Here is a 25,338-nt window from a genome sequence, read left to right as displayed (position 1 = left end):
TGTCGGAATACCAAGAGCATAGTCAGCAGTTGCAGTTCGTTCCGGCCCTCGCGGGCCTCCACCGGACCGGTTTGCCGGCGCGGTTGCGCCTTCAAACCGGCCGCTGAACATTGGCGTTAGGGACCTCGAGTTCCCCAAGAAAAGGAGTCATTTTTGTGATCGTTACTGGAATTTTTCTCAAGGCCAATCAGGCTAGAATAATTACATTGTCCGGCTCTAGAGCATCACATGTGTTGCTCGCTGAAAAATTCACCAAGCTCGACCTACCAAAGAATCCAACACAGGACGATGTAGAGGTGTTTGTGCAAGCATTTAGAGCTCATTGCACTAGTAATAGCATTGATAAGGTAATAATTAACAGGCGTGCCACTAGCGGACAAGGGGCTGGTGGTGCCGGGACTTTTCTCCTGGAGGGTGTTTTTCTAGCTACTTCGCAAGCTCCAGTGGAATTCGTTCATTCGGCAACAATTCGCGCGACAGATCGACGTGAGTCAGGCTCAAAAACTGAAAGGCCAAGTACAGTGGATCTTGGAAAAGCGTATGATTTAGCATTCGAGGGCTTGCAGTGAATCCCAAGGACCTCAAGACAGAGGAACTGCCTGATGAAGTTCAGCAGGCCCTTGCACAGTTCCCGGAATTTGAAGCTCTCGAATACAATGACTCCGGAGCAAACGGAGATGTATTATTAGGGTATCATCGCGTCTTGAAACGACGTGTAGCTCTTAAAATATACTTTCACGAAGACAGTGCGATTGACCAAGAGCCAGCTATTTTGGCAAGAGTGAATCACGAAAATGTTCTAAAGGTGTACGACGCTCGAAAACTCAGAACCAGTTGCTCATTTTACATGACACCCTCGGCTGATGAGGGTGATTTAGCGAAGTTTTTAGATAAGTATTATCTGTCAACAAGCTTATCTCATAGCTTGCTTTGCCAGCTTCTTTCGGGGCTATCTGCATTGCACGATCCCATAATTGGAATAGTGCACCGTGACCTCAAACCAGAAAATCTATTAGTTCATGATGATAAGCTTGTAATTGCTGATTTTGGTTCTGCCCGAAAGTTTGATTCGGCATCAGGACAAGCTCCAGCATCAAAACACAGCATCCTTTTTAGGCCTCCTGAAGCATTCGGCCCCAATGCGTTTTTTGACAGAAGCTCGGATGTCTATCAAGCCGGAATAATCGGATATATGCTATTCGGAGGAAGTCTTAGTAATGACTTGCTGACGCACTTGACTCAAAGGGGTCGGAAAGCGTTTAAGGAAATTGATCAGAACGATGATTTTGCCACTTCTCAGTATATTGATAGTTGCATAGAACAACGAATTAATAAACAGCGCCTTCTAGATTGGTCTAGCATTCCATGCTTTGTGCCTTCGCCATTAAAGCGCGTTTTGCGAAAGGCGGTGAAAGGGCATGGTGATCGATATGAATCAGTTGGTGAGTTTTTGGCAGAGCTCGCAAGGGTCAGAAATGGTATGCCTGAATGGATTCAAACCAAGGCGGGTCCGAAGCTAAAAAACTGGAAAGGAAACGATTTTCTTCTTGAGCAGGATGGTGAGTCATTTAAGGTCAAGAAAAAGAGACACACAAGTAGCAGTTTTAGGGCCGATAAGAGCTATACACCTGGTGCAATAGATGCCGTATTCAATCAACTTCGAGTCAGCATCGGGCTCCCTTAGCCTTAACAATGCCGTAAACGCGCACACATTTTTCGTTCGCGGGGCTCACTGCAAATGCGCCGGTTACGGCTGGCGGTAGGCGTCTGAACTCCCCAATAAAAGTAGACACCTTCTGTTGCCAGATACACCATTATTGAGCTGTTCAGAGAGAAAGGTTCGACGTTGTGATTAGTGGCGGGTGAAAGCGACGAAGAATGATGGCTTTCACTGTGAGTTTTTACCTCCACATTCTACTTCAACTTAGAGTGTTTGAACTATGATAATCCGAATGTCACTATTTTTTACACTAATTCTAGGGTTTAATGCTCATGCGAGCTACTTTCCTGAAGGTGTGTTTGAAGATGGCAAGGATCTCGATAGCTTTGTGCGGGGGTGGTACTCCTACCATCTAAATAGTATGGAAGAACCTTCCCTGAAAGATTCTTCAGAAGTATTGGTTTTCCGTTTTACGTGGTTGCGGACATTTCATTCTCCCATGGCGTTTCGACTTGCCAAGAATTCCGGTGAGCAGTACGATCTTACGGTTAAACGGACAGATGGCGCTGGAGGCTATGATTCAGGAAAACTTATAAATGATGAGAGAATTACAATTCCTCGCGAAGAAGCCAAGGTTCTTATCGCTAAATTAGAAGATGAGTGTAAATTTTGGTCTCAGCCGACTCAAGGTGAGGCGAGAGGTCTCGATGGATCGCGGTGGGTTTTCGAAGGGAGGAGAAACGAAAGGTATCACGTTGTAGATCGGTGGTCCCCTGATAAAGGTTGTCTACGAGAAGTTGGGCTAAGGTTTATGGAGCTTTCGCGGATTGATATCGAGGAAGTCTACTGAAATCTTTAAAGGGTTTATAAATAGGTTTGACAATCAAAGCCACAGAGGGCTGTTCCTCTGTGGCTTTGCCATCTTTAAAGCGCTGCGCATGTGGGCAGCGTAGCCGGTCTAAAACACGTAAATAAACCCAACCCCCACCTCGGCTTCATAGTCACTACGCGCGATGGGACTATCCTGAATATCGCTACTGAAATGCTCATAGAGCACTTCACCGAAAATCTGCCAGTTCTCGCGGATGTAGTTACGGTAGGTGTAATTCAACCCAATCGAGCGAAAGCCGCCACTCATCTCGGTTTCGGCCAGTCCCGAGGCGGCGGACTGGGCGGGGGTTATGCCGAATTCGGTATTGGCGAGGTCGCTATCGTGGTACACCGCAACAATCGCCAGCTCGGAGCCGGTGCCGTCCATCTGGTCGCCAAAGCGGCGGCCCACGCCGAAGATACCCAGGGTGCCGTTGTCGCTGGTGACCAGTCGGCCATCCAGCCAGTAACGCCAGTCGGCATCGAACGCGCGGCGGGCTTGCAGGGCGAATTCGACCGACTCATCGGTAGCGCCGAGGCCATCCAGTCGGCCGTCATCGGAGTCGCTTTCCTCTCGACCTTCTTCGAAGCCGACAACGGCCTCAAATAGCCAGGTGTCCGAGCGAAGGCCGCGCCATCCGATCGCTTCACCCGCCCAGAAGAAAATATCGTCGTCGTTGCGCCATTGCACCGCCCCCGCAGGATCGACTTCGACGCCGAATTCATCGGACCCTTCGTAGGCCGTTTCGTATTCAACAGCCAGGCCAAGGCCGAAGGCGAAGCCATCTTCACCCTGGGTGAAGTCGTCGATCGAGGGTAGGGGCACCAGGGCGGTGTTTCCCTCCTGCGCCAGTGCGGGTTGCAGAAAAAGGGCCTGTAGGAGCGCGGCCGATAGTAAAGTTGTAGATGTTTTCATGTAAGTGTCTCCCCCGTATGCGATGGCATAGCACGATTGCTCAGATGACACGGCTTTTACGTACGATTTTTGGGAAAAGATTACCTGCCATTACTTCTTTGAGTGTATACCAGGGTAGGGCCGTCGGCTGGGAATCGAGCGCAGAGGGGAAGTGGGGCCTGATAAGGGGCCCGACTTATACGCTACAGTTATCTGTATGCGGTTCCGGAGCGTAAACAGAGCCAGCAAGTCATTCAATCGGAGTCTGATGTGAACCAACCTGTATCCAAGCCGGAATCACCGCACCGCCTTCCCTGTCGTGGCTGTCTGCCGTCCTGCAAGAATTTTGATCGTTGTGAAGGCAAGCCCTGGCGGGTGTTTGTGCCGCCGGCTCCCAGGAAGTAGCGCCGCGTCCCTGCGGCGTGAAGGGGGATCAGAACTGGTAGCGGACCCGGCCAACCACCGAGCGGGCTTCGCCGGGGAAGCAGTCTCCCCGCGACAGGCAGGTGGCCTGGAACTCTTTGTCGGCGACGTTGCGCGCATTCAGGGTCAGGTCCCAGGGGCCGGTCTGGTAGCCGATCATCAGGTCGCCCAGGGTGTAAGAAGGCGTGCGAAGCTGATCGATGCCGTCCCAGCTCTCACCCACGTAGCGGAGGCCCGCACCGGCTTTGAAGCCTTCGAAACCGCCGGGGCGCCAGGTCAGCCAGGTGGAGGCCTGACGCTCGGGTACGCTGGCCAGTCGATGGCCTTCGGCGCTTTCGGTATCCAGTTGGCTGGCATTGAGCTCAAGGCTCAGGTCGCCCAGGAATACCATCCCCTCCAGTTCCACACCGGTGATTGAAGCCTCGCCCCGTTGTTGCTGATACTCACCCACCAGGGAACTGGGGTCGTTCAGGTTGGACTGGGTGATATCAAAGTAAGCCAGGGTGACCATGGCGGGGAAGTCACTGGGCTGGTATTTGAAGCCGGCCTCCCACTGCTCACCTTCCTGGGGATCCAGCGGTTCGCCGCGGCCATTGTCTCCGATCACGGGATCGAAGGACTCGGCAAAGCTCACGTAGGGAGATAGGCCGTTGTCGAACTGATACAGGGCGCCGACACTGGTGCTGACGGCATCGTCACTCTGGGTGCTGGTGCCGCTGCGGGTTTCGGTATCGTCAAAGCGCACCCCGGCGGTGATGCGCCAGTTGCCCACGCTGATCTGGTCATTGATATACAGGCCCACATCTTCTGTGGTGCTGTCGGGTGAAGCGGTGTAGGTAAACTCGCTGGCGGGGGGAATATTGCCGTATTGAGGATCGAACACGTTGATCCAGGTACTGTCATCCAGCACGGTTCCGGTTGCCACATCGTAACCACGGGCGTAGTCATAAAAGCCGCTTTCCCCCAGAGTCACATCCTGATACTGGGTGCCGATCAGCACTTCGTGAAACAGGGCGCCGGTCTGGAAGTTGGCGCGGAGGCGGGCATCCAGCGCCGTCTGTTCAGAGGTGGATTTGCTGCCATAGAAGGAGCGCGGGACCAATCCATCGCCGTACAGGCTGCCATCGTCATTGTAAACGTAACGGTCGCCGCCGATGAATGCGGTCCAGGCCTGCTGATAGTCGGCCCTCGCATCGGTGTAGCGGGAGGTCAGCTCCAGGCTCCATACCGAGTTGAACTGGTGCTCGGCCAGCAGGGTCAGTGAGGTGGTCTCGGTGTCGTAATAGTTGAAGTCCGGATCGCCGGTGTAGGTGCTGTTGTCGATAAACTGGCCGTTGGGTGCTGGCAACAGGGTGCCATACACCGGCAGAAACTGGGCTCCGACGTCACTGTCCGTCTCGGTGCGGTTGAGCAGGGCGGTCACGCGGGTCTTCTGGCTTGGCTGCCAGGTGATCGAAGGCGCAAATACCCGGGTATTTTCATCCACCTGATCGACCTGGGTGTCGGTATCGCGGTAAACGCCCACCACCCGATAGAGCCATTGCTCATCGGGATCCATGGCGCCGGTGCTGTCGAACGCCAGTTGATGGCGATCGAAGCTGCCCAGTTCGGCCAGAATTTCGTGCGCGGATTCAGCTTTGGGCAGCTTGCTCACCACATTGACAATACCGCCGGGAGATCCCTGACCGTAGAGCACGGAGGCCGGGCCTTTGAGAATTTCGACCTGCTCGAGGGTGTAGATGTCCGGGCGGGTATTGTTGTAGTTGCCGAACAGCGACTGCAGGCTATCCTGATACTGAGGGACATTCAGCCCCCGAACTTTCACCCAGTCCCCGCGCGTGGCGAAGCCATAGGTTTTGCCGAAGACCCCGGAGGCGTAAGTAAAGGTATCGTCCAGGCTGATGGCGCCCTTGTCGATGATGTCCTGCAGCCCCTCAATAGACACCGAACGAGCGGTTTCCATGATGGGCGTATCGGATTTCATGGCTGAGTAACGGGACATTGTCCCGGTGACCTGTAGCTCCTGAATCTGCGGTGTTTCGGTTTGCCCCAGAGTACTGGCTGACGTAATCAGCAGGCCCAGGGCGGTTGCGATCCGGGGGTAGGAGAGCTGTTGCACGATAAACCTCACAAATGTGTAGTGTGACGACAATTTTCCGTAATAATAAGGATTATCATTACCATGTTCAAGCGTTAATGAATCCTGCTGGAGGGCTTGATGTTGAAACAAGGGATTTTCATTGCACTGGTTGGGCTTCATGCGTTGGGCGCTCTGGGGCTCACCCCCGTCGTTCACGCCTCGGGCGAGCTCAGAGAGGCGCTTCGACAGCGGCTCGAGCTGCTGCCATCGATGACGGTTGAATCGCCGGCAGCGCCGCCATCGACGTCGCTGTTCGCCAAGGGGCCCCTGCAGGTGTTGTATGAGGCCCGTGGCTGGGAGCCAATCTGGTTTGACCCCGAGGGGCGTCCCAAAGATAACCAGAGCCGGCTTCTCGAGGCGATCGATATCGCCTTTGAGCACGGCCTGACGCCAGAACATTATCATCGGAGTGAGCTGGAGCGACTGTTGTCAGCATCGCGTGATTCTCAGGACGACCTGGCGAGTCAGGTCCGATTGGAGCTGCTGGCGTCCGATGCGGTGCTGACGCTGGGAAATCACTTGGCATACGGTCGGGTTGAGCCGGAAACGATTGATTCGGATTGGTTGATCGAGCGCGAGCCACCTCAACTTATGGCGGTTCTGGAGTCGGCTAACTCGGGGCATCGAATGGGTCTGCAGGCCGCGTTGCGTGCCCAGGTGCCACGCTACCCCGCCTATGGGGACCTCGTCCGCAGGTTGAGTCTGCAGCGGCAATGGGCCAGCAATGAGGCCTGGGAACCTATTCCCGATGGCCCGATCTTACGAGAGGGAGACGACGACCCACGGGTGCCCGCCATTCGGAGGCGACTGGAGCTTCTGGGTGACCTGGAAGAGGCGCCGCGACCGGACGCCGGTGCAACAGTGGTAGACGCGTCATTCCTGACCGGGGTGGCCCGTTTTCAGGCCCGTCACGGCCTCAAACCGGATGGCTTGGTGGGGCGGCGAACCCTGGCGGAACTGAATGTCTCCCCGGATCAGAGAGTGGAACAGCTGCGGGCGAACCTGGAGCGTTGGCGCTGGTTGCCGGAGTCTCTGGGGGAAGAGTATATTCTGGTCAATATCGCCGGGTTCGATATGCAGGTGGTTCAACGCGGCGATGTTGTGATGAGACAGCGGGTGGTCGTGGGGCGCCCTTACCGCCGGACACCGGTGTTTACGGGCCAGATGACGTATCTGGTGATTCACCCGTCCTGGGAGGTCCCGCACTCGTTGGCCGTAAAGGACCAACTCCCCCTTGTTAAAGAGAACCCGGGATACCTTGAGGAAATGGGGTTTTCGGTGCTGCATGGTTGGGGAACGGAAGAGGTCCGTGTTGATCCAAAAGACGTCGACTGGCAAACGCTCACGGCCCGCCAGTTTACGTACCGATTGCGACAGGCACCAGGACCCAGAAATGCCCTGGGACGCGTCAAGTTCATGTTCCCCAATCGGCACAATGTTTACTTGCACGATACGCCGGCCCGGGGGCTGTTTGCGGAGGACGACCGGGCTAAAAGCTCGGGTTGTATTCGCCTGGAGGAGCCCGATCGGCTGACCCGTTGGCTCTTGATCGACCGCGGTCAACAAATGACCGGCGGCGCGTTGCAGGCGATCTATGACCGGGCCGAGGAGACAACCGTTCGGTTGCGGCAGCCCATTCCGGTGCACTTGCTGTACTGGACGGCCTGGGCCGATGAGCAGGGGCGGGTCCAGTATCGACGAGACGTTTACGAGAGGGATCTGCCTTTGATCAACGCATTAAACACGCCCCCGGCTGAACGGGGGTTTTAAGGTCCATGTGGAGTACGCAGTATTTTGAAAACAACGGTCGGGTGGTCTCTGTTACTGATGGTGGCCTCATGGCTTCTGGCAAGCCCCGCCCCCGGTTCGGGGGTAGACTTTGACCCGGGGCGGGTTGGCTATACCGCGACGTTCAACGGCCGGTCAGTTCAGTGGCGAGAGTTCGCTTTCTTTGTCCTGCCACAGGAGGCCGCAACACTGGAGGTTCCGCTGGCCTTTGACCAGCCGGTACGGGTCGAGGTGTCCGATGGCGAACTGTTGAATAAAGCGGCCGGGCGTTGGCTGTGGACGGCCCCCGATACGGCTGGACTGGTTACCCTTGAGGTGCGTCCGGCGCAATCGGCACCCATGACCCTCAGGCTTTTTGTCCTGACTCCCGGTGAGCCGACGAACGGCTATCTCAACGGGTATCGTATGGGCCGTTACCCAGCGGAGCCATTGAAAGGTAATCCCATCTACCTTCCGCCGGAGGGTTACATTGAGGTGTATCCGTCGATGCTGGATATCAAGGTGTCGCCGCACTTCACGCTGGGGCAGTTTCTGTGTAAACAGCAACCGGAGCACTGGCCCAAGTACCTTGTACTGCGTGAAAGCCTGCTGGCAAAACTTGAAGTGCTTCTGGCCGAAGTCAATCGACGTGGTGTCCGTACAGACAGCTTTACCGTTATGAGCGGTTATCGTACCCCCTGGTACAATAAAGCCATTGAAAACGGGCGTTATTCCCGGCACATATGGGGTGGTGCCGCCGATATATTCATTGATACCTCTGGCGACGGACAAATGGACGACCTGAACAAGGACGGTCGGGTAGATATTCAGGATGCCGAGTGGTTGCGGAGGGTTGTCGATGATGTGCATCGCCTGCCCAATTTTCAGCGCCTGATTGGTGGAGTGGGGCTGTACGGCCCCCGGCCGCATCGCGGTCCATTCGTCCACGTTGATGCCCGTGGGTTCAATGCCCGGTGGGAGCTGCCCTGATCCGCAGCGTATCGCTGAATCTGCTATGCTGATGTGAAAAACCAACGATTGAGGTGATCTATGACACGAGCGATGGCCGTGGTTATCGCCACTCTTTGCACCGGATTGGCGGCGTGTGCGACCACAGAGAACGAGGTGCCTCCGTTCCACAAGGTTCTGGCAGAAACCATAGGGCAGAATGGCCGTGCCTGTGTCCGTCACAGTGACATCCGGGGTTATGGCGTTCTGGATCACGAGGTGATTTCCATTGATGGGCGGCGCAGCTATTACCTGGCGACGGTGATGCCCGGCTGCAATGCACTGGATACCTCGCCCTCGGCGCTGTTTGAAGAGCGCTTCAGTGAGGTGTGTGGCGGCGGCATGCACAAGGTTTATGCCGGTGGTGACCACTGTACGATCAGGCAGATGTTCGAGTTCGAGAATCGGGAAGCGGCGTTCGAGGCGCACCGTCAGGCCGTTGAACGTTATGATGCGCTGCGCTCTGGCGAGGAGTCTGTGGAGGACTGATTCCGGTTTGCCGTTTGCAAGGCTTCTGCGGTTAAGTTGGAACCACTAAATTTCAGGATTCAATCAGTAGGAAGGGCATGATGCTCGAAACGGGACAGCGCCCGAACGTCGGGCGCAAAGCACCGCAGTATGCGGTCATATGGACGATGGTGTTGGGAATGTGGGGCAATAGTGCCAATGCCATTTCATTTCTCTCCTTTGATGCACGCTCACTGTCGATGGCGGGCACCGGCGTGGTGACGGCGCGCTCACACAATGCGAGTCTGTTTAACCCCGCGCTGTTGATCAACCACGACCCCAAGCGTCTGTCGCGACTGCACGCCCACACCTATATCGGGGCACGACTGCTTGATCGCGACAACTTTCTGCAGGCGGCGGATGAATTTTCGGACCGTTATGAAGGCGTCGATCTTGAAGAACTGATCATGTCGTCGGTCGTGCTCGACACACCGGATTTTGAATCGGGTGCCGAGCTTCGAGAGGCGACCACAAGCATTCGGAATGTTCAGCGCGATATCAATCACCTCTCTGACAAACCTCTACGGGTCAGTGCCTCTTATGGCGCTTCATTTGGCTACCCTGCGGGTCAGTGGGCTATTGGTGGTTATCACCGGCAGTTTTTGGTGATGGGGAGCATGGTGCGGGTTTCCGAGCGGGACAACGCCAGCATCGATCGGGTGACCAACACCGTGGACCGTTTTGCCGATCTCCTGGATGAGGTGATGGCCACCGAAGCCATGGCGGAAAACTCCGAATCCCTGACGCTTGAGCAGGCCGTTGCTCAGGTCCAGCGGCTTTGGGATGCCGTTCGGGCCCTGAATGAATACGTGGATTTTGACGCGCTCTACGATGACGCTGTTGCGGACCAGACCAGTGGCAAGGGTGTTCAGGACTACCTGAGAGAGCCTTTGCCGCAGGAGTTTTATTCGACCATCGAAAGTCGGGGCGCTGAGGTAACTGAACAGGCACTCAGCGTCGCTCGTAGTTTTCTGATTGATCGGCGCGATCGTTTGCACTTCGGCATTACCTTAAAACAGGTGCACTTCACTACGATTCATTTTGAGCAACCGGTCAATGAGTTTGAGCTTGACGTTTACAGCGAGGAGGTTCACCGGCGCGAATACACCCGCTTTAATATGGATGCCGGGCTGGTTCATGACTTACCCGGGCCCTGGCAGTGGGGAGTGGTGGTCCGCAATTTGGTGCCTCATGATTTCACAACGGCGTTGGGTGACCGTATACGCCAACGTCCGGTTGCCCGGGTGGGGCTTGGCTTCCGAACGGAGCCTTTCCGGATTAGTGTGGATTGGGACCTCACGCGCAATGAACCTCTGGGGTTCGATCCCGACAAGCAGTACCTGAGTGTGGGAACCGAATGGTTTCTATGGCGTAACACGGCGCTGCGCGCAGGCTTACGGCACAACGTGGTTGATGCTGAAACCCTGCCCTCCGTGGGGTTGGGTTTGGGCGGGCGGCGCGCCCATCTGGATATCGGCGCTGCGAAGAGCACCAACGGTGATGAATGGGGGCTTGCCTTGCAGGCGGGACTGTCGTTTTAGGGTGTGCTCATGAATCTGCGGATGCGGATTGTTGTTGCAGCCTCCACAACTGTGCGTAGCGGCCGTCGTGAGCCAGCAGCGAATCGTGGGACCCCTGTTCTACCAGCCGGCCCTCGTCCAGAACCAGAATGGTGTCAGCGTCGACGATGGTCGACAGCCTGTGGGCGATAACCAGGCTGGTGTGTCCGGAAGAGACTTCCCGCATGGCGGCCAGGATAGCCGCTTCCGCGTGGGAGTCCAGGGCGGAGGTGGCCTCATCGAAAATCAGAATGGGTGCCCCCTTGAGCAGCACCCGGGCAATGGCGATGCGCTGTTTTTCGCCGCCGGAGACTTTCAGTCCCCGCTCTCCAACCATCGTTTGATCACCCTTGGGTAAGGCGGCAATAAAGCCGTCCAGGTGCGCCATGCGAATGGCCCGATCAATGGCCTCCTCCGACGCCGACGGATTGCCGTAGGCAATGTTCTCGCGGATGCTGGTATTGAACAGAACCGTATCCTGGGGAACGATGGCAATGGCGCGGCGCAGACTGTCCAGTGTCACCTCACGGATGTCCTGACCATCGATGGTGATGCGGCCTTCATCGATGTCATAAAACCGGTACAGCAGCCGGGCGATGGTACTCTTACCGGCCCCCGATGCGCCGACAATGGCCACCCGCTGCCCGGCCTGCACCTGAAAGTCCAAGCCTTTCAGAATCGGCCGGTCGGTGTGGTAGCCAAACGACACCTGGTGAAACCGCACCTCGCCTCGCGGCACCGTCAGCTCGCGAGCCTCGGGCGCATCTTCAATGCCCGGTTCGCGCTGCAGTAGGCCCAGCATGTTTTCCAGGTCCGTCAGGGCCCGGCGCATTTCCCGATACACAAAACCGAGAAAGTTCAGGGGAATGAACAACTGGATCATATAGGCGTTCACCATGGCCAGGTCGCCCAGCGTCATGGTCTTGTCGATGACCGACTGGGTAGCCATGATCATCATCCCGGTAATGGCGGCGGCGATAATCAATGCCTGCCCGGAGTTCAATGCCAGTAGTGACAGGCGGTTTTTGAGTTTGGCTTTCTCCCAGTGCTCCAGAAAGGTGTCGTAGGTCCGCGCTTCAAAGGCTTCGTTATTGAAGTACTTGACCGTTTCATAGTTGAGCAGGCTGTCGACGGCGCGGGTATTGGTGGAGGAGTCGGCCTGGTTCGCCTCGCGCACAAAGCGGGTGCGCCACTCGGTGGTGACCACAGTAAAGCCGATATAGATGACCACCGCCACAAGAATGATCAGGGCATACCAGACGGAGAACGCCAAGGTAAATATGGCGGCGACCATGACGATTTCAAACAGGGTCGGGACGATGTTGAACATCAGAAAGCGCATCAGAAAACTGATGGCACTGGTGCCCCGCTCAATATCCCGGCTGATGCCGCCGGTCTGTCGGCTCAGATGAAAGTTCAGCTCCAGCCGGTGCAGGTGTTCAAACACCCTGAGCCCGATCCGGCGCATGGCCCGTTCGGTGACCCGGCTGAAAATGGCATCCCGCAGCTCTCCGAAAAACACCCCACCAAAGCGCAAAAAGCCGTAGAACAGGAGAAAGGCAAGAGGCAGTACCAGTTCGGGCTGCAGGCTCCGGTCTACGCCATCAATGATATGCTTGAGTGCCCAGGGCATGGCCAGCGTCGCCCCTTTGGCAGCCAGCAATGCCATAATGGCCAGGATCACCCGCCCTTTGAAGTCCCAGAGGTAGGGCCATAAATAGCCCCATACTTCACGCAGGTTCAGGCGGGGTATGCTGGCGTCTCGGGGCGGTGTCGGTCCGTACGGGCGGTGCATTCGGGAACTCTCTTCGGGTGACCGGGTTAGCGCGCATGATGCCAGCTTGAGCGTGAAAAATCTCGTAGGGTTAGACATAAAGACCGGAGGCGGTATGAAACGGTGGCAATGCCTGATTTGTGGTTTCATTTACGATGAACAGGAGGGCTGGCCCGACGATGGCATAGCCCCCGGGACCCGCTGGGCGGATGTGCCGGATGACTGGGAGTGTCCGGACTGCGGTGCGGGCAAACAGGACTTTGAGATGGTGGAGATTGACGAGTGACAGGAACTGATACACGCCGGGAAATACTCAATATTGCGATTTTGGTGATCAACCAGACGCTGTTTATGGTGGCGGCCATTACCGTGATGACGCTCAGTGGCGTGGTCGGTGGCCGACTGAGCGACACCCCGTCACTGGCCACATTGCCTATTGCCCTGACCATGGTTGGCGCAGTGCTTTCCACCTTGCCAGCGTCGCTCTTCATGAAACGGGTTGGGCGCCGACCGGGCTTTCTGGTGGGGGCACTGCTGGGGGGATTGGCGGGCAGCCTGCTGTCATTCTGGTCCATTGCGGAGGGCACCTTCATCGGTTTTTGCTTGGGTAACTTTCTGGTGGGGCTGTATCAGGGTTTTGCCATGTACTACCGGTTTGCCGCAGCGGATGTGGCTCGTCCGGCGATGCGCAGTCGCGCCATTTCCTGGGTCATGGCCGGGGGTGTGGCGGCGGCCTTTCTCGGCCCGTGGAATGCCAGCGCCAACTATGAGTGGCTGACCTCGGTACCCGATGGTGGACCCTATTTGGTGATGGCGTTGCTCGCGTTGCTGGCGAGCCTGCTATTGGCCCTATTGCGCGTACCGCCTCAGGGTGAGCCCCACTCCGACGACGTGGTGCGGCCCATGAGGGACATTGCCGGGCAGGGCCGCTTTCAGGTGGCTGTATTGGCTGGTGCGGTCGGCTACGCGATCATGATTCTGGTCATGACCGCGACGCCTCTGGCCATGCTCTCCAAAGGGTTCGAGATGGGGCAGGTGGCCACCATCATGCAGTGGCATGTGCTGGGCATGTTTGTGCCGTCGTTTTTCACCGGAAGCCTGATTGCCCGGTTGGGGCTTTACCGGGTGTTGATGGCCGGCGCCGGGGCACTGTTGCTGTCGAGCGCAACGGCGGCTTCGGGGTCGGAGTTCGCCCACTTCTGGGTGGCGTTGGTGTTGCTGGGGATCGGTTGGAACTTTCTGTTTGTCGGCGGCAGCGTGATGCTGGCCGGCTCTCACTCCGAGTCCGAGCGGGGCAAGGTTCAGGGTGTCAATGACCTGATCGTCCTGTCGCTGGTGGCTATCGGTTCTCTACTGGCGGGTACGCTGTTTCACCTGTGGGGATGGGTGGTGCTGAACCTGGCCATGGTGCCGCTGATCATGGCCGTGGTGGTGGCCCTGTGTGTCTGGCAACTGCGATCGTCAACGCCGGTAGCCTCTACCTGAAGTTACCGGGAGCGTGCCGAACCAGATCGGGCGCTGATCAGTGGTGCCATTGAAACTGGCCGCTGGTCAGGTGCTGGATCTCATCGCGCAGCGCATCCAGCTCCGCCTGGGGCACGGCGAGCGTCAGGCGAACCTGTTGTTGGTAGTCGACATCAATAACCGTCAGCTTGCGCTGTTGGGCGCAGTGTCGAATCCGTTCTTCCATGGCGAAGTCCACGGTAATGGTGATCTCGGTGCTCGGGGTGATCTCTCGCCACTGGGCGAGATCCAGCGCCTGGGATACCGCACCGCCGTAAGCGCGCACCAACCCGCCAGCGCCGAGCTTCACGCCCCCGAAAATGCGCACAATCACCGCCAGGGTATCGCCTGCGCCGCGCTGGGTCAGTACATGCAACATGGGTTTTCCCGCCGTGCCGGAAGGTTCTCCGTCATCGCTGAACGCCTGACTGCGCGGTTGGTCCGCCGGGCCCAGAATATACGCCCAGCAATAGTGTGAGGCGCCGGGTTGGGACTGGCGCAGGGCCTCGACATGGGCCAGTGCCTGGTCGCGCGCCTGAACCGGAAACAGGTAGGTGTGGAACAGGCTGCGCTTTTCTTCCAGCGTGTGCTGGCAGGGTTCGGCCAGCACCCGATAGGGGGATTGTAGGGGAGGAGTCTCGTTCATGGCGCCATTAAACCACAAATGGCGCTCGCGCCGGTTGCCGTCAGTGACGGACTCAGAGCACTGACAAGGGCATGTTCAACGCACGGTTACTGCTGACTTTGCGCTGGATGCGTTGCTGTTCGGTTTCCGCTTCCTGTGCGGCAATCTGCCGCTGTTCCTGCTGCTGATGCCAGGCGATGATGCTGTAGAAATTGCGGATATTGCGCACGTAGGTCACCGGCTCCCAGCCACGGGCGTAGCCGTGCTTGGTGTACTTGTAGTAGGAACGCTTGGCGAGCAGCGGCAGGTGTTCGCGTACATCGACCCAGCGGTCCGGGTCGCCACCCAATGCCTGGGTGATCTTGCGGGCGTCTTCCAGGTGCCCCATGCCCACATTGTAGGCCGCCAGTGCCAGCCAAGTGCGGTCTTCCCCCTGGATGCGTTCCGGCAGCCGATCGTAGAGGTTGCGGAAGTACTTGGCCCCACCGTGAATGCTCTGCTTGGGGTCGATCCGATTTTCAATGCCCATGTCGCTGGCGGCGGCCATGGTCAGCATCATCAGGCCGCGTACACCGGTGCGGGAGCGGGCGTTGGGGTTCCAGTGGCTTTCCTGATAGCTGATGGCGGCAAGCAGTTGCCAGTCCAGATCAAACTCGTCGGCGGCTTCCTGCAGCAGGGTCTGCCACTGCGGCAGGCGCTTTTCCAGCCGGTAGGAGAAAAGCAGGGCACCGCCGGTGGTGACCTCATCAATGTGGTCGTAGAAGCGCTCGCTGATGGCGGCGAGTGTGCCGTCCTCTTTGATTTGGTTCAGGTATTGTTCGGCGGCCCGGTACAGACTTTCGTCCCGGCTGCGGGGAAAGGCCCAGGCCAACTCCTGAGGCGCCCCCAGGTCAAATGCCACGCGAGCCCGGGGGAAGGTGTGCCGGTTCAGATCATAGGCATTGGAGTCCACGACGGCATAGTCCACCTCGCCACTGTGGACTTTTTCCAGCAGGTCGATCATTTCGACGGACGAGGCTTCGCGCCAGCTCAGGGCGGGATAGTGGGTCCTGATCGCCTCCAGACGCTCGGCGTGAGAGGAGTTGGCGATCACCAGAATGTCTTTGCCAATCAGGTCCTCTACCGAGCGGGGCGCCGGGTTTCGGCTGTTATACAACACCTGTTGACGAATCGTCATATAAGGCTGGTTGAAGCGCACCCGCTGACGACGACGCTCGGTGATACTCAGCCCGGCCGCGGCAAAATGGGTCTGACCACCACGCACCTTGTTGAGCATGGTGTCGAGGCTTTCCTCGTCTTCAATGACCAGGCGCACACCCAGTTCATTGGCGAACTGTTGCAGCAGCAGGTATTCAAAACCGGTCTGGCCGTGGGGGCCTTCATAGTAGGTGGTGGGGCCGTTGCGGGATACCACACGCAGCTCGCCCAGCGCATAGACGCGCTCCAGGGTCGTGGGCAGCTTGCTGCCGACCAGGAGCAGGCTGACGCTGATGACCGTCAGGCTGAAAAGATGTTTGGCGGCCGCCTGGATAAGGCGGGGGGTTTTGCGGACTTCCATTTACGGCTTCTCCTCTCCGAGGGTTTCGGATATGGCGCCAGATCCCATCTGACCCGTGCAAAATTTGCGCAATTCTAAAGCTTGTGGCTGTGAACTGCTAGCTTGTTTTCTGATCAAAAATGGGTTAATGGGCTCGGCATCTGCTCAAATTTTAGCCGATCAGGCGCACTGTGTCGACTTTGGTGCCAGATTCCCGACGAACGGTTCCAGCGAGCCTGCGAGGCTGGCGGCCGGTAAGAGCTGCCATTGACGGACATTTCAAGTACAATTGCGCCCTCTTCAAAACCCTCCGAACCTCTGAGGTCCTGATCGACATGCTGATTTTGCGCGGCGCCCCCGCACTTTCGTCTTTCCGCTCCGAAAAACTCCTGGCCACCCTGCAGGCCCGGGTTCCCGCCATTACTGGCCTGAGCGCCGAATATGTGCACTTTGCCGACCTGGACAGTCCCCTGTCGGACAACCAGCAGCAGACGTTGGCTCAACTGCTGACCTACGGTCCCAAGCCGGAAACCGAGGCGGGCCACGACGGCCAACTGTTTCTGGTGGTGCCTCGTCCCGGTACTATTTCGCCTTGGGCGTCGAAGGCCACGGATATCGCCCGCAACTGCGGCCTGACGCAGGTTCGCCGACTGGAGCGCGGCACGGCGTTCTATGTAAACGGTGAATTTGGCGACACGGATCACTCGGCCATTGCCGAGCTGCTGCACGACCGCATGGTAGAGACGGTCATGTCCGAGTTGGAGCAGGCCAGTCGTCTGTTCCAGAAACAGAAACCGGCGCCCCAAACCAGCGTGGATATTCTCTCCGGTGGTCGGGAGGCCCTCTTGGCCGCCAACCGGGAGCTGGGTCTGGCGCTGGCCGATGATGAAATTGATTACCTGGTGGAAAGCTTCCAGGGACTGGGCCGCAACCCGGTGGATGTGGAGCTGATGATGTTCGCCCAGGCGAACTCCGAGCATTGCCGTCACAAGATTTTCAACGCTTCCTGGACGCTGGATGGCGAAGACCAGCCGCGCAGTCTGTTCAAGATGATCAAGAACACCTATGAGCAGGGCGGCGAGCAGGTGTTGTCCGCCTATGCCGATAACGCGGCGGTGGTAGAGGGGCCGGAAGCCGGGCGCTTCTACCCGGACCCGGAGTCCCAGACTTACGGTTTTCACAAAGAGCCGATCAACCTGCTGATGAAAGTGGAAACCCACAACCACCCCACGGCCATTGCCCCCTTCCCGGGGGCGGGTACCGGTGCCGGTGGTGAAATCCGGGACGAAGGCGCCGTGGGCCGCGGCTCCAAACCCAAGGTGGGTCTGAACGGGTTCACGGTCTCCAACCTGCAGATTCCCGATTTTGAGCAGCCCTGGGAGCAGAGCTACGGTCGCCCCGGCCGTATTGCCAGCCCCCTGGATATCATGCTGGAGGGGCCGATTGGCGGGGCCGCGTTCAACAACGAATTTGGCCGCCCCAACATCAATGGTTACTTCCGGACCTTCGAAGATGACTTTGACGGCGAGCGTCGCGGCTACCACAAGCCGATCATGCTGGCCGGTGGTTACGGCAACATCAAAACCGAACACGTCGACAAGCCGCCGTTTAATGCCGGGGCCAAGCTGGTCGTGCTCGGCGGTCCGGCCATGTTGATCGGATTGGGGGGTGGCGCGGCGTCCTCCATGGATTCCGGCAGCTCTACCGAGGATCTGGACTTCGCCTCCGTGCAGCGGCAGAACCCGGAAATCGAACGTCGCTGTCAGGAAGTGATTGACCGCTGCTGGCAGCAGGGCGCCCGGAACCCCATCGCTTTTATTCATGATGTGGGGGCCGGCGGCCTGTCCAATGCGTTCCCCGAACTCGTGAAAGACGGCGGCTGTGGCGGTGCCTTTGAGTTGCGCAATGTGCCCAACGACGAGCCGGGCATGAGCCCGTTGGCGATCTGGTGTAATGAATCCCAGGAGCGCTACGTACTCGCCATTCAGCCCGAAGACCTGGAGCGCTTTGAAGCCATCTGCCAGCGCGAGCGCTGCCCCTACGCCGTGGTGGGTGAGGCGACCAGCGAGAAGCATCTGCTGGTGAATGACAAACACTTTGATGCCAAGCCGGTGGATCTGCCCATGTCGGTGCTGTTCGGCAAGCCGCCCAAAATGCATCGCAGCGCCGAGCGTTACCAGGCGGCCACCCAGAGCTTCGGCACCTCAGAGCTGGATATCAATGAGGCGGCCGAACGGGTGCTCAAGCACCCGGCGGTGGCCAGCAAGAATTTCCTGATCACCATTGGCGACCGCTCGGTCACTGGCATGGTGGCCCGGGACCAGATGGTCGGCCCCTGGCAGGTACCGGTGGCGGACTGCGCGGTGACCACGGTCAGTTACGACAGTTACCGGGGCGAAGCCATGAGCATGGGCGAACGCACCCCCGTGGCGTTGCTGGATGCGCCTGCCTCGGGCCGGCTGGCCATTGCCGAGGCCATCACCAACATTGCCGCGACCCGTATTGAGAAGCTGTCTGACATCAAGCTGTCCGCCAACTGGATGTGCGCGGCGGGCCATAAAGGCGAGGACGAAAAGCTGTACCGCACCGTCGAGGCGGTGGGTATGGAGTTGTGCCCGGCTCTGGGGATCACCATTCCGGTGGGTAAGGACTCCATGTCCATGCGCACCGCCTGGCAGGAAGAAGGGAAGGAGAAGGCCGTGACCGCGCCGCTGTCGCTGGTGATCTCGGCGTTCTCTCCCGTGCTGGACGTCCGCCAGACCGTCACCCCGCAATTGCGTCTGGATAAAGGTGACACCGATCTGATTCTGGTGGATCTGGGTAACGGCAAGAATCGCCTGGGCGGTTCCATTCTGGCGCAGGTCTATAACCAGATGGGTGAACAGTCTCCGGACCTGGACAGCGCCGAGCAGTTGAAAGGCTTTTTCAACGCGGTTCAGGTCAGTCTGGCCGAGGAGCAGCTGTTGGCCTACCACGACCGCAGTGACGGTGGCCTGTTTGCGACCCTGGTGGAAATGGCCTTCGCCGGTCACTGCGGCCTGGATGCGGACCTGACCGGGCTGGGTGACGACGCGCTGGCCGCGCTGTTCAGTGAAGAGCCGGGTGCGGTATTGCAGGTCCGGCGCGAAGACCGTGATGCCGTGCTGGCCCGCTTTGAGCAGGCCGGCGTGCCCGCCACCGTCATTGGTCAGCCCAACGATGAAGACTGGGTGCACCTGAAAGCCGACGGTGAACTGATCTTTGATCAGTCACGGGCGATTCTGCAGACCCTGTGGGCAGAAACCAGCTACCGTATGCAGGCCCTTCGGGATAACCCCGAGTGCGCCCGTCAGGAGTTTGAGCAACTACTGAGTGAGGATCCGGGGCTGAGTGCCGAGTTGACCTTTGATCCCGCGGAGGATGTGGCGGCACCTTATATCAACACCGGTGTGCGTCCCGCCATTGCCGTGCTGCGAGAGCAGGGCGTCAACGGTCAGGTGGAGATGGCGGCGGCGTTTGACCGGGCCGGCTTCCAGGCGGTGGATGTGCACATGAGCGATATTCTCTCCGGCCGTCGTTCGCTGGAGGAGTTCAAAGGGCTGGTGGCCTGTGGCGGATTCTCTTATGGTGATGTGCTGGGTGCCGGTGAGGGCTGGGCCAAAACCATTCTGTTCAATGCGCGCGCCCGGGACCAGTTTGCCGCCTTTTTTGAGCGGGCGGATACGTTCAGTCTGGGGGTGTGTAACGGTTGCCAGATGATGTCCAATCTCAAGTCCCTGATACCGGGTACCGAGCACTGGCCGCATTTTGTGCGCAATCGTTCCGAACAGTTTGAGGCGCGTGTCAGCCTGGTCCGTATCGACGAATCACCGTCGGTGTTGCTCAAGGGGATGGCCGGCTCCCATCTGCCCGTGGCGGTGGCCCATGGCGAGGGTCGGGCGGAATTTTCCGCCGATCAGTTGTCACAGTGTGATACCAGTGGCCTGGTATCCCTTCGCTATCTCGACAATCACCTGGCGGTGACCGAGCGCTACCCGGCCAACCCGAATGGATCGCCGAAAGGCATTACCGGGGTGACCAGTCGCGATGGGCGGGTCACTATCATGATGCCTCACCCGGAACGGGTATTCCGTTCGGTGACCAACTCCTGGCATCCGGACAGTTGGGGCGATGACGGCCCCTGGTTGCGTATGTTCCGCAATGCCCGGGTCTTTGTAGACTGATCAGAAGAGGGGAGTTATGCAGCGTCGTATTTCCGGTGGTCCTCGCTGGCTGGGCTTGCTGGCTCTAAGCCTGCTGATGGTGGGCTGCGCCAGTACGCCGGAATCCGATGAGCGTGAGCGTGCCGAGTCGGCGGGTGATGCCGGCGAGGACGACGCCCTGGTGGCCACATTGGACGACCCCGCGCTGGACGGTGTATTTGTGGTGCCGGGGGTGGATTTCAGCGGCTATAACTCCCTGAGGGTGCCGGCGCTGAATCTGGATCAGTGGCGCCCGGCCGGTCGGGAGCTGCCTCTCAAAGACCTTAACCGCAACGATCGCCAGTTTTTCCGCCAGACCTACACCGAGTCGCTGGTGCACACTCTGGTGATGCGCGGCGACTATGCGCTGGCCATGGATCCCGGGCCGAGTGTGCTGGAGGTCCGGGGGCAGCTGCGTCAGGCGGTTCAGGCGCCGGAGGAAGGTTCCGGGGCACCGCGGGGCACCATCGTGATGTTGCTGACGCTGGATCTGTACGACAGTGTGTCGGGTGATCTGGTGGCCACCATGACCAGCCGCCAACCGATCGATCGCTCATTGAACGAGCGCAACAGTCCCCTGACGGCCATGCAGGTGCAGAGGGCGTTTCTCGAATGGATGAAGTGGTTTCGGGAGGAGTTGGACGCGTTGCGTCAGTAGGGGAGGTCAATAAGCGAGACTGTTACGGCGGATGCGCTTCGCTCCGATGCGTCGGACCGATCCGCCCTACGCGAACTCCGTGCTATTCGTATTCGTAGGGCGGATCGGTCCGACGTTTCGGAGCGCGAAGCGCGCATCCGCCGTAACCAAGGTGTGGCCTTGAACCTTACTCGTGGTTAATCACCATCACATCGTCATCCAGCGCCGCAATCAGGCGCTCGGCGGTGTTACCGCGACGAGAGGTGGTCATACCGTTCTGCCCCAGCGTCCCCATCACCACCAGGTCGGCGTTGATCTCGTCCGCCACCTGGGCAACGACCTCTGAAGTATAGCCATTGTTCACGTGAATACGATCCTGCTCCAGGCCGGTTTCACGTACCAGTCGGCCGCGATCCGGATAGTTCATGGAATCCAGGTAGGCATTCACAACGTGCAGTTCGGCATTGTAAAGCTGGGCGTAATGGCGTGCCTGTTCCAGAATGATTTTATTCAGCTCGCGTTGCACATTGCGCTGCGCCTGGAAGTTGACTGCCGCCAGAATGACCTTGCGGGCCTCTTTGGCGCCCGGACGGATCAGCACCACGGGGCAGGGCGCCCCTTTGAGCAGCTCCCACTTGGATTCGGTAAAGGTGAAGCGGGTGTAGTTCACCTTGGCGTGGACTGGCAGATAAATCAGGTCGGCGCCAAAGCGTTTGGCGGACTGCATGATGGAGGCCTGCCACTCGCTGGACCAGGAGACTTCGATCAGGTATTCGATGCCGGCGTCTTCCAGCGGTTTCTTGATCATGGCGTCGAACCAGCGCTGATCCCGGAACAGCTTGTCGTTGCTGGCCCGGGTATCCACCGCGTCACCGTCGACGGCGACAAAGACATAAACGTAGGGCTTTACATCAAGCAGCTTGGCGGTTACCGCCACGCGCTCCAGGGCGATGTGCTGCTCGTCGTTGGGGTCGACAACGACAAAAATTTTCTGCTGAGGGGTCGTCATAGTGGCTCCTGCTGTGGTTCGAATTCGATACCTTGATTGTTTTTAGTGTTAAACCCTAAGCATAGCAATCGGAGAAACGTTTTTACAGAGATAATTTTTCCCCGGGGGTCATGGGGTTAGCAACGAATTTGGATTACCATGGAGACAAAGTTCCCCGATATCTCAGGAGATGAGCACCATGCCGAATGACAAACAGTGGCAGCGACGGTCAGATGAGTGGGTCAAGGCGAGCCATGAGTCCCGCAAGCGCAAAGAAGAGGAGCGCCGCCGGCGCAACAGTGGTCAATCGAATCAACCGCCACAACAGCGGTAAGCGGGCTGGCGGGTGGCATCAGGCCCAGGGGAATCGGACCCCTAGGCCTGTTCGGTGCCCTGGGGCTCACCCGGCATAGGCGGGGTCCAGCCCCCCAACTGCTTCCACTGATTGACGATGTAGCAGAACAGTTCGGCGGTTTTTTCGGCGTCGTAGCCGGCGCTGTGCGCAGCGCTGTTGCTGAATTCGATGCCGGCCACCCGACAGGCCTTGGCCAGCACGGTCTGGCCGCAGGCCAGCCCGGCCAGAGTGGCGGTATCAAAACAGGAAAATGGGTGGAAAGGATTGCGCTTGATATTGCAGCGTGCCACGGCGGCGTTGACAAATCCCAGGTCGAAATGCGCGTTATGCGCCACCATGACCGCGCGGGTACAGCCGTGGGCGCGCACCGCCCGACGTATCGCCTGCATCAGGTCCGGCATCACCATGGATTCGGGCTCGGCGGGCCGATCCGGGCTCTCCAGATCAATCCCGGTGAAATCCAGCGCCGACTGTTCAATATTCGCCCCTTCAAAGGGATCCACGTGAAAATCGAAGGTCTCGTCCGGGCGCAGCGTGCCGTCGTCGTCCATGGTCAGGGTGACGGCGGCAATTTCCAGTAGGGCGTCAGTGGCGGCGTTGAACCCCCCGGTCTCGACGTCAATGACGACGGGCAGATAGCCGCGGAAGCGGCTGGCCATGGGCGAATTCGGGTCTTTGGCGGCTTCCGGCTGATTCACGCCGCCCCCTTGGTCCGGGTGGAGGTGAGTTTCCAGCGCAGCGTCTCGCCGGCCCCGAGTGGCACCAGTTCGGTATCCGCCATGGGCAGCGTTTGCGGGAGTTGCCACTCGGTCCGGGTCAGCGTGATGGTGTCGGCGTTGCGGGGCAGGCCGTAGAAATCCGGCCCGAAATGGCTGGCAAACCCTTCGAGTTTATCCAGGGCATCCGCCTCTTCAAATACCTCGGCATAGAGCTCCATCGCCGAGTAGGCCGTGTAGCAACCCGCGCAACCGCAACTGGCTTCCTTGCGCCCCTTGGCGTGGGGGGCCGAATCAGTGCCCAGAAAAAATTTGGGGCTGCCGCTGGTGGCCGCTTCGATCAGGGCCTGCTGATGGCGATTGCGCTTGAGAATCGGCAGGCAGTAATAGTGGGGCCGAATGCCGCCCGCCAGCATATGGTTGCGGTTGTAGCGAAGGTGGTGGGCCGTGATGGTGGCGGCAACGCGATCTCCGGCCTGTTGGACAAAGTCCACTGAGTCGGCTGTGGTGATATGCTCCAACACCGTGTGCAGTGCGGGAAAGTCCGCAACAAGTCGGCTGAAGGTGCGCTCCAGGAATATCCGCTCACGATCAAAAATATCGATCTCGGCGTCGGTCACCTCACCGTGCAGCAGAAAGCGCAGCCCTTCTTTTTCCATGGTCTCCAGAACCGGGTAGAGCCCGTCAATATCCGTCACACCGGAGTCGGAATTGGTGGTGGCGCCAGCCGGATAGAGTTTGCACGCAACGACGCCGGCGGCCTTGGCGGCGCGAATGTCGGCGGGTGTGGTGTTATCGGTCAGGTACAACACCATCAGCGGTTCAAAGGTACTGCCGACCGGCCGCACCGCCAGGATGCGATCCCGGTAGGCGATGGCCGCTTCGGCGGTCGTCACCGGCGGCACCAGATTGGGCATGACGATGGCGCGCTGGAACTGCGTGGCCGCATCGCTCACGGTGCGTGGCAGGGCGTCGCCGTCGCGCAGGTGAATGTGCCAGTCGTCGGGGCGGGTAAGGGTCAGTTGCTGAGTCATGGACACCGTCGTAAGGCTGGAATCGGGCTAAAGAGCGGGCATGCTACCAAAATTGCCGTTAAAGCGCAGCTATCCGGTGCCGATAAGGACGGTATGAGTGTGAGTCAGCCAATGAGCCATAACCCATGATGATGCCTCCAGGGCCCCGTATTATCCCGGAATACCGCGAGAACATTCGGTGGGCACCACTGTGGTGTCTGCTGTTGGTATGTTCGCTGGTGGGTGGGGCGCGAGCCGAGCAGTTTCGCGGTCCGGTAGCCGAGGCTGGTTGGCAGTTGGACGCCTCGGTGTTCGAGTGTCGTCTGGTTCAGTCGATTCCCCGGTTTGGCAGCGCGGTATTTACCCGCCGGGCGGGCGAGGCGCAGCGCTTTGTCCTGCAGCAGGCCAACCGGCATCTGGCAAGCGGCGAGGCCCGGATCCGGGCAGAACACCCCGAGTGGCGCGAAACGGCCCAACCAGAAGCACTGGAAGCCGTCTCGGTGCAGGCGGGCGATCAACCGCTGGCGGTGGATTGGCAGCGCTCCCAGCGGTTGGCGGCGGAGCTGCGCACGGGGCGTCGACTGATCATCTCTTATGCGCCCTGGGATGGCCGGGCCCAGGCTGCGGAGATTGTGCTAGAGCCGGTGGGCTTTCGCGAGGCCCTGGACGGGTTCAATGACTGCCTGTCCGGGTTGTTGCCGGTCAATTTCGATCAGGTGGAGCGCAACGCCCTGTACTTTCCCGCAGGGTACGCCGATCTTCCCGAATCCGAACTGGAGAAGCTGGATCGCATTGCGCTGTATGCGTCTGCCGATGAGCGGATTACCCATTTCTATGTGGATGGCCATACCGACGGTGTTGGCCTCAGGGCCGAAAACCTTGAACTGTCCCGGGAGCGGGCGGAAATGGTGGCGCAATACCTGATTGAGCGCGGCGTCCCCGAGCGCAAGATCATCACGCGCTGGCATGGCGAGCGCTACCCCGTGGGCTCGAATCGCGATCCGGAAGGGCGCGCCGAAAATCGACGCGTTACCATTCGCCTCGAGCGTCGGGATGAGCGACTGTCCGTCCAGCGGGATTGAATGCCTCTCGTACTGCCCTTGACCTTTCGATATCCGCCCTCATTGTCGTTCCTGACAGG

21 protein-coding genes are annotated in these 25,338 nt (G+C 58.8%); 13 read left to right on the top strand and 8 right to left on the bottom strand.

The window, feature by feature from the left end:
• The first annotated feature begins 155 nt into the window (after positions 1–155).
• The 3 genes from OOT55_RS07105 to OOT55_RS07095 all read left to right on the top strand — a co-directional run bounded on the left by OOT55_RS07105 (position 156) and on the right by OOT55_RS07095 (position 2,510).
• Positions 156–569 (top strand): DUF3010 family protein, encoded by a 414-nt coding sequence (locus OOT55_RS07105; RefSeq protein ID WP_265368413.1) that lies wholly within the window; start codon positions 156–158, stop codon positions 567–569.
• Positions 566–1,684 carry a protein kinase domain-containing protein gene (locus OOT55_RS07100; RefSeq protein ID WP_265368412.1) on the top strand — a complete coding sequence of 373 codons (1,119 nt, stop codon included), beginning with the start codon at positions 566–568 and terminating at the stop codon, positions 1,682–1,684. The genes OOT55_RS07105 and OOT55_RS07100 overlap by 4 nt, the downstream gene beginning before the upstream one ends.
• Positions 1,685–1,952: 268 nt before the next feature.
• A complete protein-coding gene (locus OOT55_RS07095; RefSeq protein WP_265368411.1) occupies positions 1,953–2,510 on the top strand; it encodes a hypothetical protein in 558 nt (185 codons plus the stop codon).
• A gap of 108 nt (positions 2,511–2,618) precedes the next feature.
• Here the strand turns inward: OOT55_RS07095 and OOT55_RS07090 are convergent, their stop codons facing one another.
• Complete coding sequence (locus OOT55_RS07090) at positions 2,619–3,446, bottom strand: MipA/OmpV family protein (RefSeq protein ID WP_265368410.1); 828 nt, start codon at positions 3,444–3,446, stop codon at positions 2,619–2,621.
• Positions 3,447–3,858: 412 nt separating this feature from the next.
• Entirely contained in the window at positions 3,859–5,967 is a 2,109-nt protein-coding gene (locus tag OOT55_RS07085) for a TonB-dependent siderophore receptor (RefSeq protein ID WP_265368409.1), read from the bottom strand.
• A gap of 99 nt (positions 5,968–6,066) precedes the next feature.
• On the opposite strand from OOT55_RS07085, the gene OOT55_RS07080 reads away from it, so the two are divergent.
• From OOT55_RS07080 to traF, 4 genes are all read left to right on the top strand, one after another.
• On the top strand, positions 6,067–7,758 hold the full coding sequence (locus OOT55_RS07080; protein WP_265368408.1) for a L,D-transpeptidase family protein: 1,692 nt from the start codon (positions 6,067–6,069) through the stop codon (positions 7,756–7,758).
• A 24-nt stretch (positions 7,759–7,782) separates the two neighbouring features.
• Positions 7,783–8,745: a D-Ala-D-Ala carboxypeptidase family metallohydrolase gene (locus OOT55_RS07075; RefSeq protein ID WP_265368407.1), complete on the top strand. Its 963-nt coding sequence runs from the start codon at positions 7,783–7,785 to the stop codon at positions 8,743–8,745.
• 60 nt (positions 8,746–8,805) lie between these two features.
• On the top strand, positions 8,806–9,252 hold the full coding sequence (locus OOT55_RS07070) for a DUF6491 family protein (RefSeq protein WP_265368406.1): 447 nt from the start codon (positions 8,806–8,808) through the stop codon (positions 9,250–9,252).
• A gap of 77 nt (positions 9,253–9,329) precedes the next feature.
• Positions 9,330–10,811, top strand: coding sequence for a conjugal transfer protein TraF (gene traF, locus OOT55_RS07065; protein ID WP_265368405.1), 1,482 nt, complete (start codon positions 9,330–9,332; stop codon positions 10,809–10,811).
• Between the two features lie 7 nt (positions 10,812–10,818).
• Here traF and OOT55_RS07060 read toward each other — a convergent pair whose 3' ends face one another.
• Positions 10,819–12,624 carry an ABCB family ABC transporter ATP-binding protein/permease gene (locus OOT55_RS07060; protein WP_265368404.1) on the bottom strand — a complete coding sequence of 602 codons (1,806 nt, stop codon included), beginning with the start codon at positions 12,622–12,624 and terminating at the stop codon, positions 10,819–10,821.
• Between the two features lie 94 nt (positions 12,625–12,718).
• Between OOT55_RS07060 and OOT55_RS07055 the strand changes: the two genes are divergently transcribed.
• Together OOT55_RS07055 and OOT55_RS07050 are read left to right on the top strand one after the other, a co-directional pair.
• Positions 12,719–12,889, top strand: a complete 171-nt coding sequence (locus tag OOT55_RS07055) for a rubredoxin (protein ID WP_265368403.1) — start codon at positions 12,719–12,721, stop codon at positions 12,887–12,889.
• A complete protein-coding gene (locus tag OOT55_RS07050; protein ID WP_265368402.1) occupies positions 12,886–14,088 on the top strand; it encodes an MFS transporter in 1,203 nt (400 codons plus the stop codon). Before OOT55_RS07055 ends, OOT55_RS07050 begins: the two co-directional genes overlap by 4 nt.
• A 37-nt stretch (positions 14,089–14,125) precedes the next feature.
• Here the strand turns inward: OOT55_RS07050 and OOT55_RS07045 are convergent, their stop codons facing one another.
• A complete protein-coding gene (locus OOT55_RS07045) occupies positions 14,126–14,752 on the bottom strand; it encodes an IMPACT family protein (protein WP_265368401.1) in 627 nt (208 codons plus the stop codon).
• 52 nt (positions 14,753–14,804) lie between these two features.
• Positions 14,805–16,289: a membrane-bound lytic murein transglycosylase MltF gene (mltF, locus tag OOT55_RS07040; protein ID WP_265368400.1), complete on the bottom strand. Its 1,485-nt coding sequence runs from the start codon at positions 16,287–16,289 to the stop codon at positions 14,805–14,807.
• A gap of 314 nt (positions 16,290–16,603) precedes the next feature.
• On the opposite strand from mltF, the gene purL reads away from it, so the two are divergent.
• Together purL and OOT55_RS07030 are read left to right on the top strand one after the other, a co-directional pair.
• A complete protein-coding gene (purL, locus tag OOT55_RS07035; protein WP_265368399.1) occupies positions 16,604–20,470 on the top strand; it encodes a phosphoribosylformylglycinamidine synthase in 3,867 nt (1,288 codons plus the stop codon).
• Between the two features lie 16 nt (positions 20,471–20,486).
• Positions 20,487–21,146, top strand: a complete 660-nt coding sequence (locus tag OOT55_RS07030) for a DUF3313 family protein (RefSeq protein ID WP_265368398.1) — start codon at positions 20,487–20,489, stop codon at positions 21,144–21,146.
• Positions 21,147–21,312: 166 nt separating this feature from the next.
• Here the strand turns inward: OOT55_RS07030 and OOT55_RS07025 are convergent, their stop codons facing one another.
• The gene (locus OOT55_RS07025) at positions 21,313–22,134 is read right to left on the bottom strand and encodes a universal stress protein (protein ID WP_265368397.1); all 822 of its coding nucleotides are present in this window, start codon (positions 22,132–22,134) and stop codon (positions 21,313–21,315) included.
• Positions 22,135–22,312: 178 nt separating this feature from the next.
• Here OOT55_RS07025 and OOT55_RS07020 point away from each other — a divergent pair, with 178 nt between their 5' ends.
• Complete coding sequence (locus tag OOT55_RS07020; RefSeq protein WP_265368396.1) at positions 22,313–22,447, top strand: hypothetical protein; 135 nt, start codon at positions 22,313–22,315, stop codon at positions 22,445–22,447.
• Between the two features lie 41 nt (positions 22,448–22,488).
• On the opposite strand, the gene rnt is transcribed toward OOT55_RS07020, so the two are convergent.
• Together rnt and pyrC are read right to left on the bottom strand one after the other, a co-directional pair.
• On the bottom strand, positions 22,489–23,127 hold the full coding sequence (gene rnt / locus OOT55_RS07015) for a ribonuclease T (protein WP_265368801.1): 639 nt from the start codon (positions 23,125–23,127) through the stop codon (positions 22,489–22,491).
• A 35-nt stretch (positions 23,128–23,162) separates the two neighbouring features.
• Positions 23,163–24,218: a dihydroorotase gene (gene pyrC / locus OOT55_RS07010; RefSeq protein WP_265368395.1), complete on the bottom strand. Its 1,056-nt coding sequence runs from the start codon at positions 24,216–24,218 to the stop codon at positions 23,163–23,165.
• A gap of 125 nt (positions 24,219–24,343) precedes the next feature.
• Between pyrC and OOT55_RS07005 the strand changes: the two genes are divergently transcribed.
• Positions 24,344–25,279: an OmpA family protein gene (locus OOT55_RS07005; RefSeq protein ID WP_265368394.1), complete on the top strand. Its 936-nt coding sequence runs from the start codon at positions 24,344–24,346 to the stop codon at positions 25,277–25,279.
• Positions 25,280–25,338: the final 59 nt, after the last annotated feature.

The sequence above is a fragment of the Marinimicrobium sp. C6131 genome (assembly GCF_026153455.1).
GTDB lineage: Bacteria > Pseudomonadota > Gammaproteobacteria > Pseudomonadales > Cellvibrionaceae > Marinimicrobium.
Note: the sequence above shows the minus strand (reverse complement) of the source record. Positions and strands in the feature narration are given on the sequence as shown.

Coding starts and splice junctions, on each gene's coding strand:
- rnt (WP_265368801.1), bottom strand. CDS start 23,127: ATGGCCAGCCGCTTCCGCGGCTATCTGCCCGTCGTCATTGACGTCGAG.
- mltF (WP_265368400.1), bottom strand. CDS start 16,289: ATGGAAGTCCGCAAAACCCCCCGCCTTATCCAGGCGGCCGCCAAACAT.
- OOT55_RS07095 (WP_265368411.1), top strand. CDS start 1,953: ATGTCACTATTTTTTACACTAATTCTAGGGTTTAATGCTCATGCGAGC.
- OOT55_RS07045 (WP_265368401.1), bottom strand. CDS start 14,752: ATGAACGAGACTCCTCCCCTACAATCCCCCTATCGGGTGCTGGCCGAA.
- OOT55_RS07020 (WP_265368396.1), top strand. CDS start 22,313: ATGCCGAATGACAAACAGTGGCAGCGACGGTCAGATGAGTGGGTCAAG.
- OOT55_RS07060 (WP_265368404.1), bottom strand. CDS start 12,624: ATGCACCGCCCGTACGGACCGACACCGCCCCGAGACGCCAGCATACCC.
- OOT55_RS07080 (WP_265368408.1), top strand. CDS start 6,067: ATGTTGAAACAAGGGATTTTCATTGCACTGGTTGGGCTTCATGCGTTG.
- traF (WP_265368405.1), top strand. CDS start 9,330: ATGATGCTCGAAACGGGACAGCGCCCGAACGTCGGGCGCAAAGCACCG.
- OOT55_RS07005 (WP_265368394.1), top strand. CDS start 24,344: ATGATGATGCCTCCAGGGCCCCGTATTATCCCGGAATACCGCGAGAAC.
- pyrC (WP_265368395.1), bottom strand. CDS start 24,218: ATGACTCAGCAACTGACCCTTACCCGCCCCGACGACTGGCACATTCAC.
- purL (WP_265368399.1), top strand. CDS start 16,604: ATGCTGATTTTGCGCGGCGCCCCCGCACTTTCGTCTTTCCGCTCCGAA.
- OOT55_RS07070 (WP_265368406.1), top strand. CDS start 8,806: ATGACACGAGCGATGGCCGTGGTTATCGCCACTCTTTGCACCGGATTG.
- OOT55_RS07090 (WP_265368410.1), bottom strand. CDS start 3,446: ATGAAAACATCTACAACTTTACTATCGGCCGCGCTCCTACAGGCCCTT.
- OOT55_RS07025 (WP_265368397.1), bottom strand. CDS start 22,134: ATGACGACCCCTCAGCAGAAAATTTTTGTCGTTGTCGACCCCAACGAC.
- OOT55_RS07030 (WP_265368398.1), top strand. CDS start 20,487: ATGCAGCGTCGTATTTCCGGTGGTCCTCGCTGGCTGGGCTTGCTGGCT.
- OOT55_RS07055 (WP_265368403.1), top strand. CDS start 12,719: ATGAAACGGTGGCAATGCCTGATTTGTGGTTTCATTTACGATGAACAG.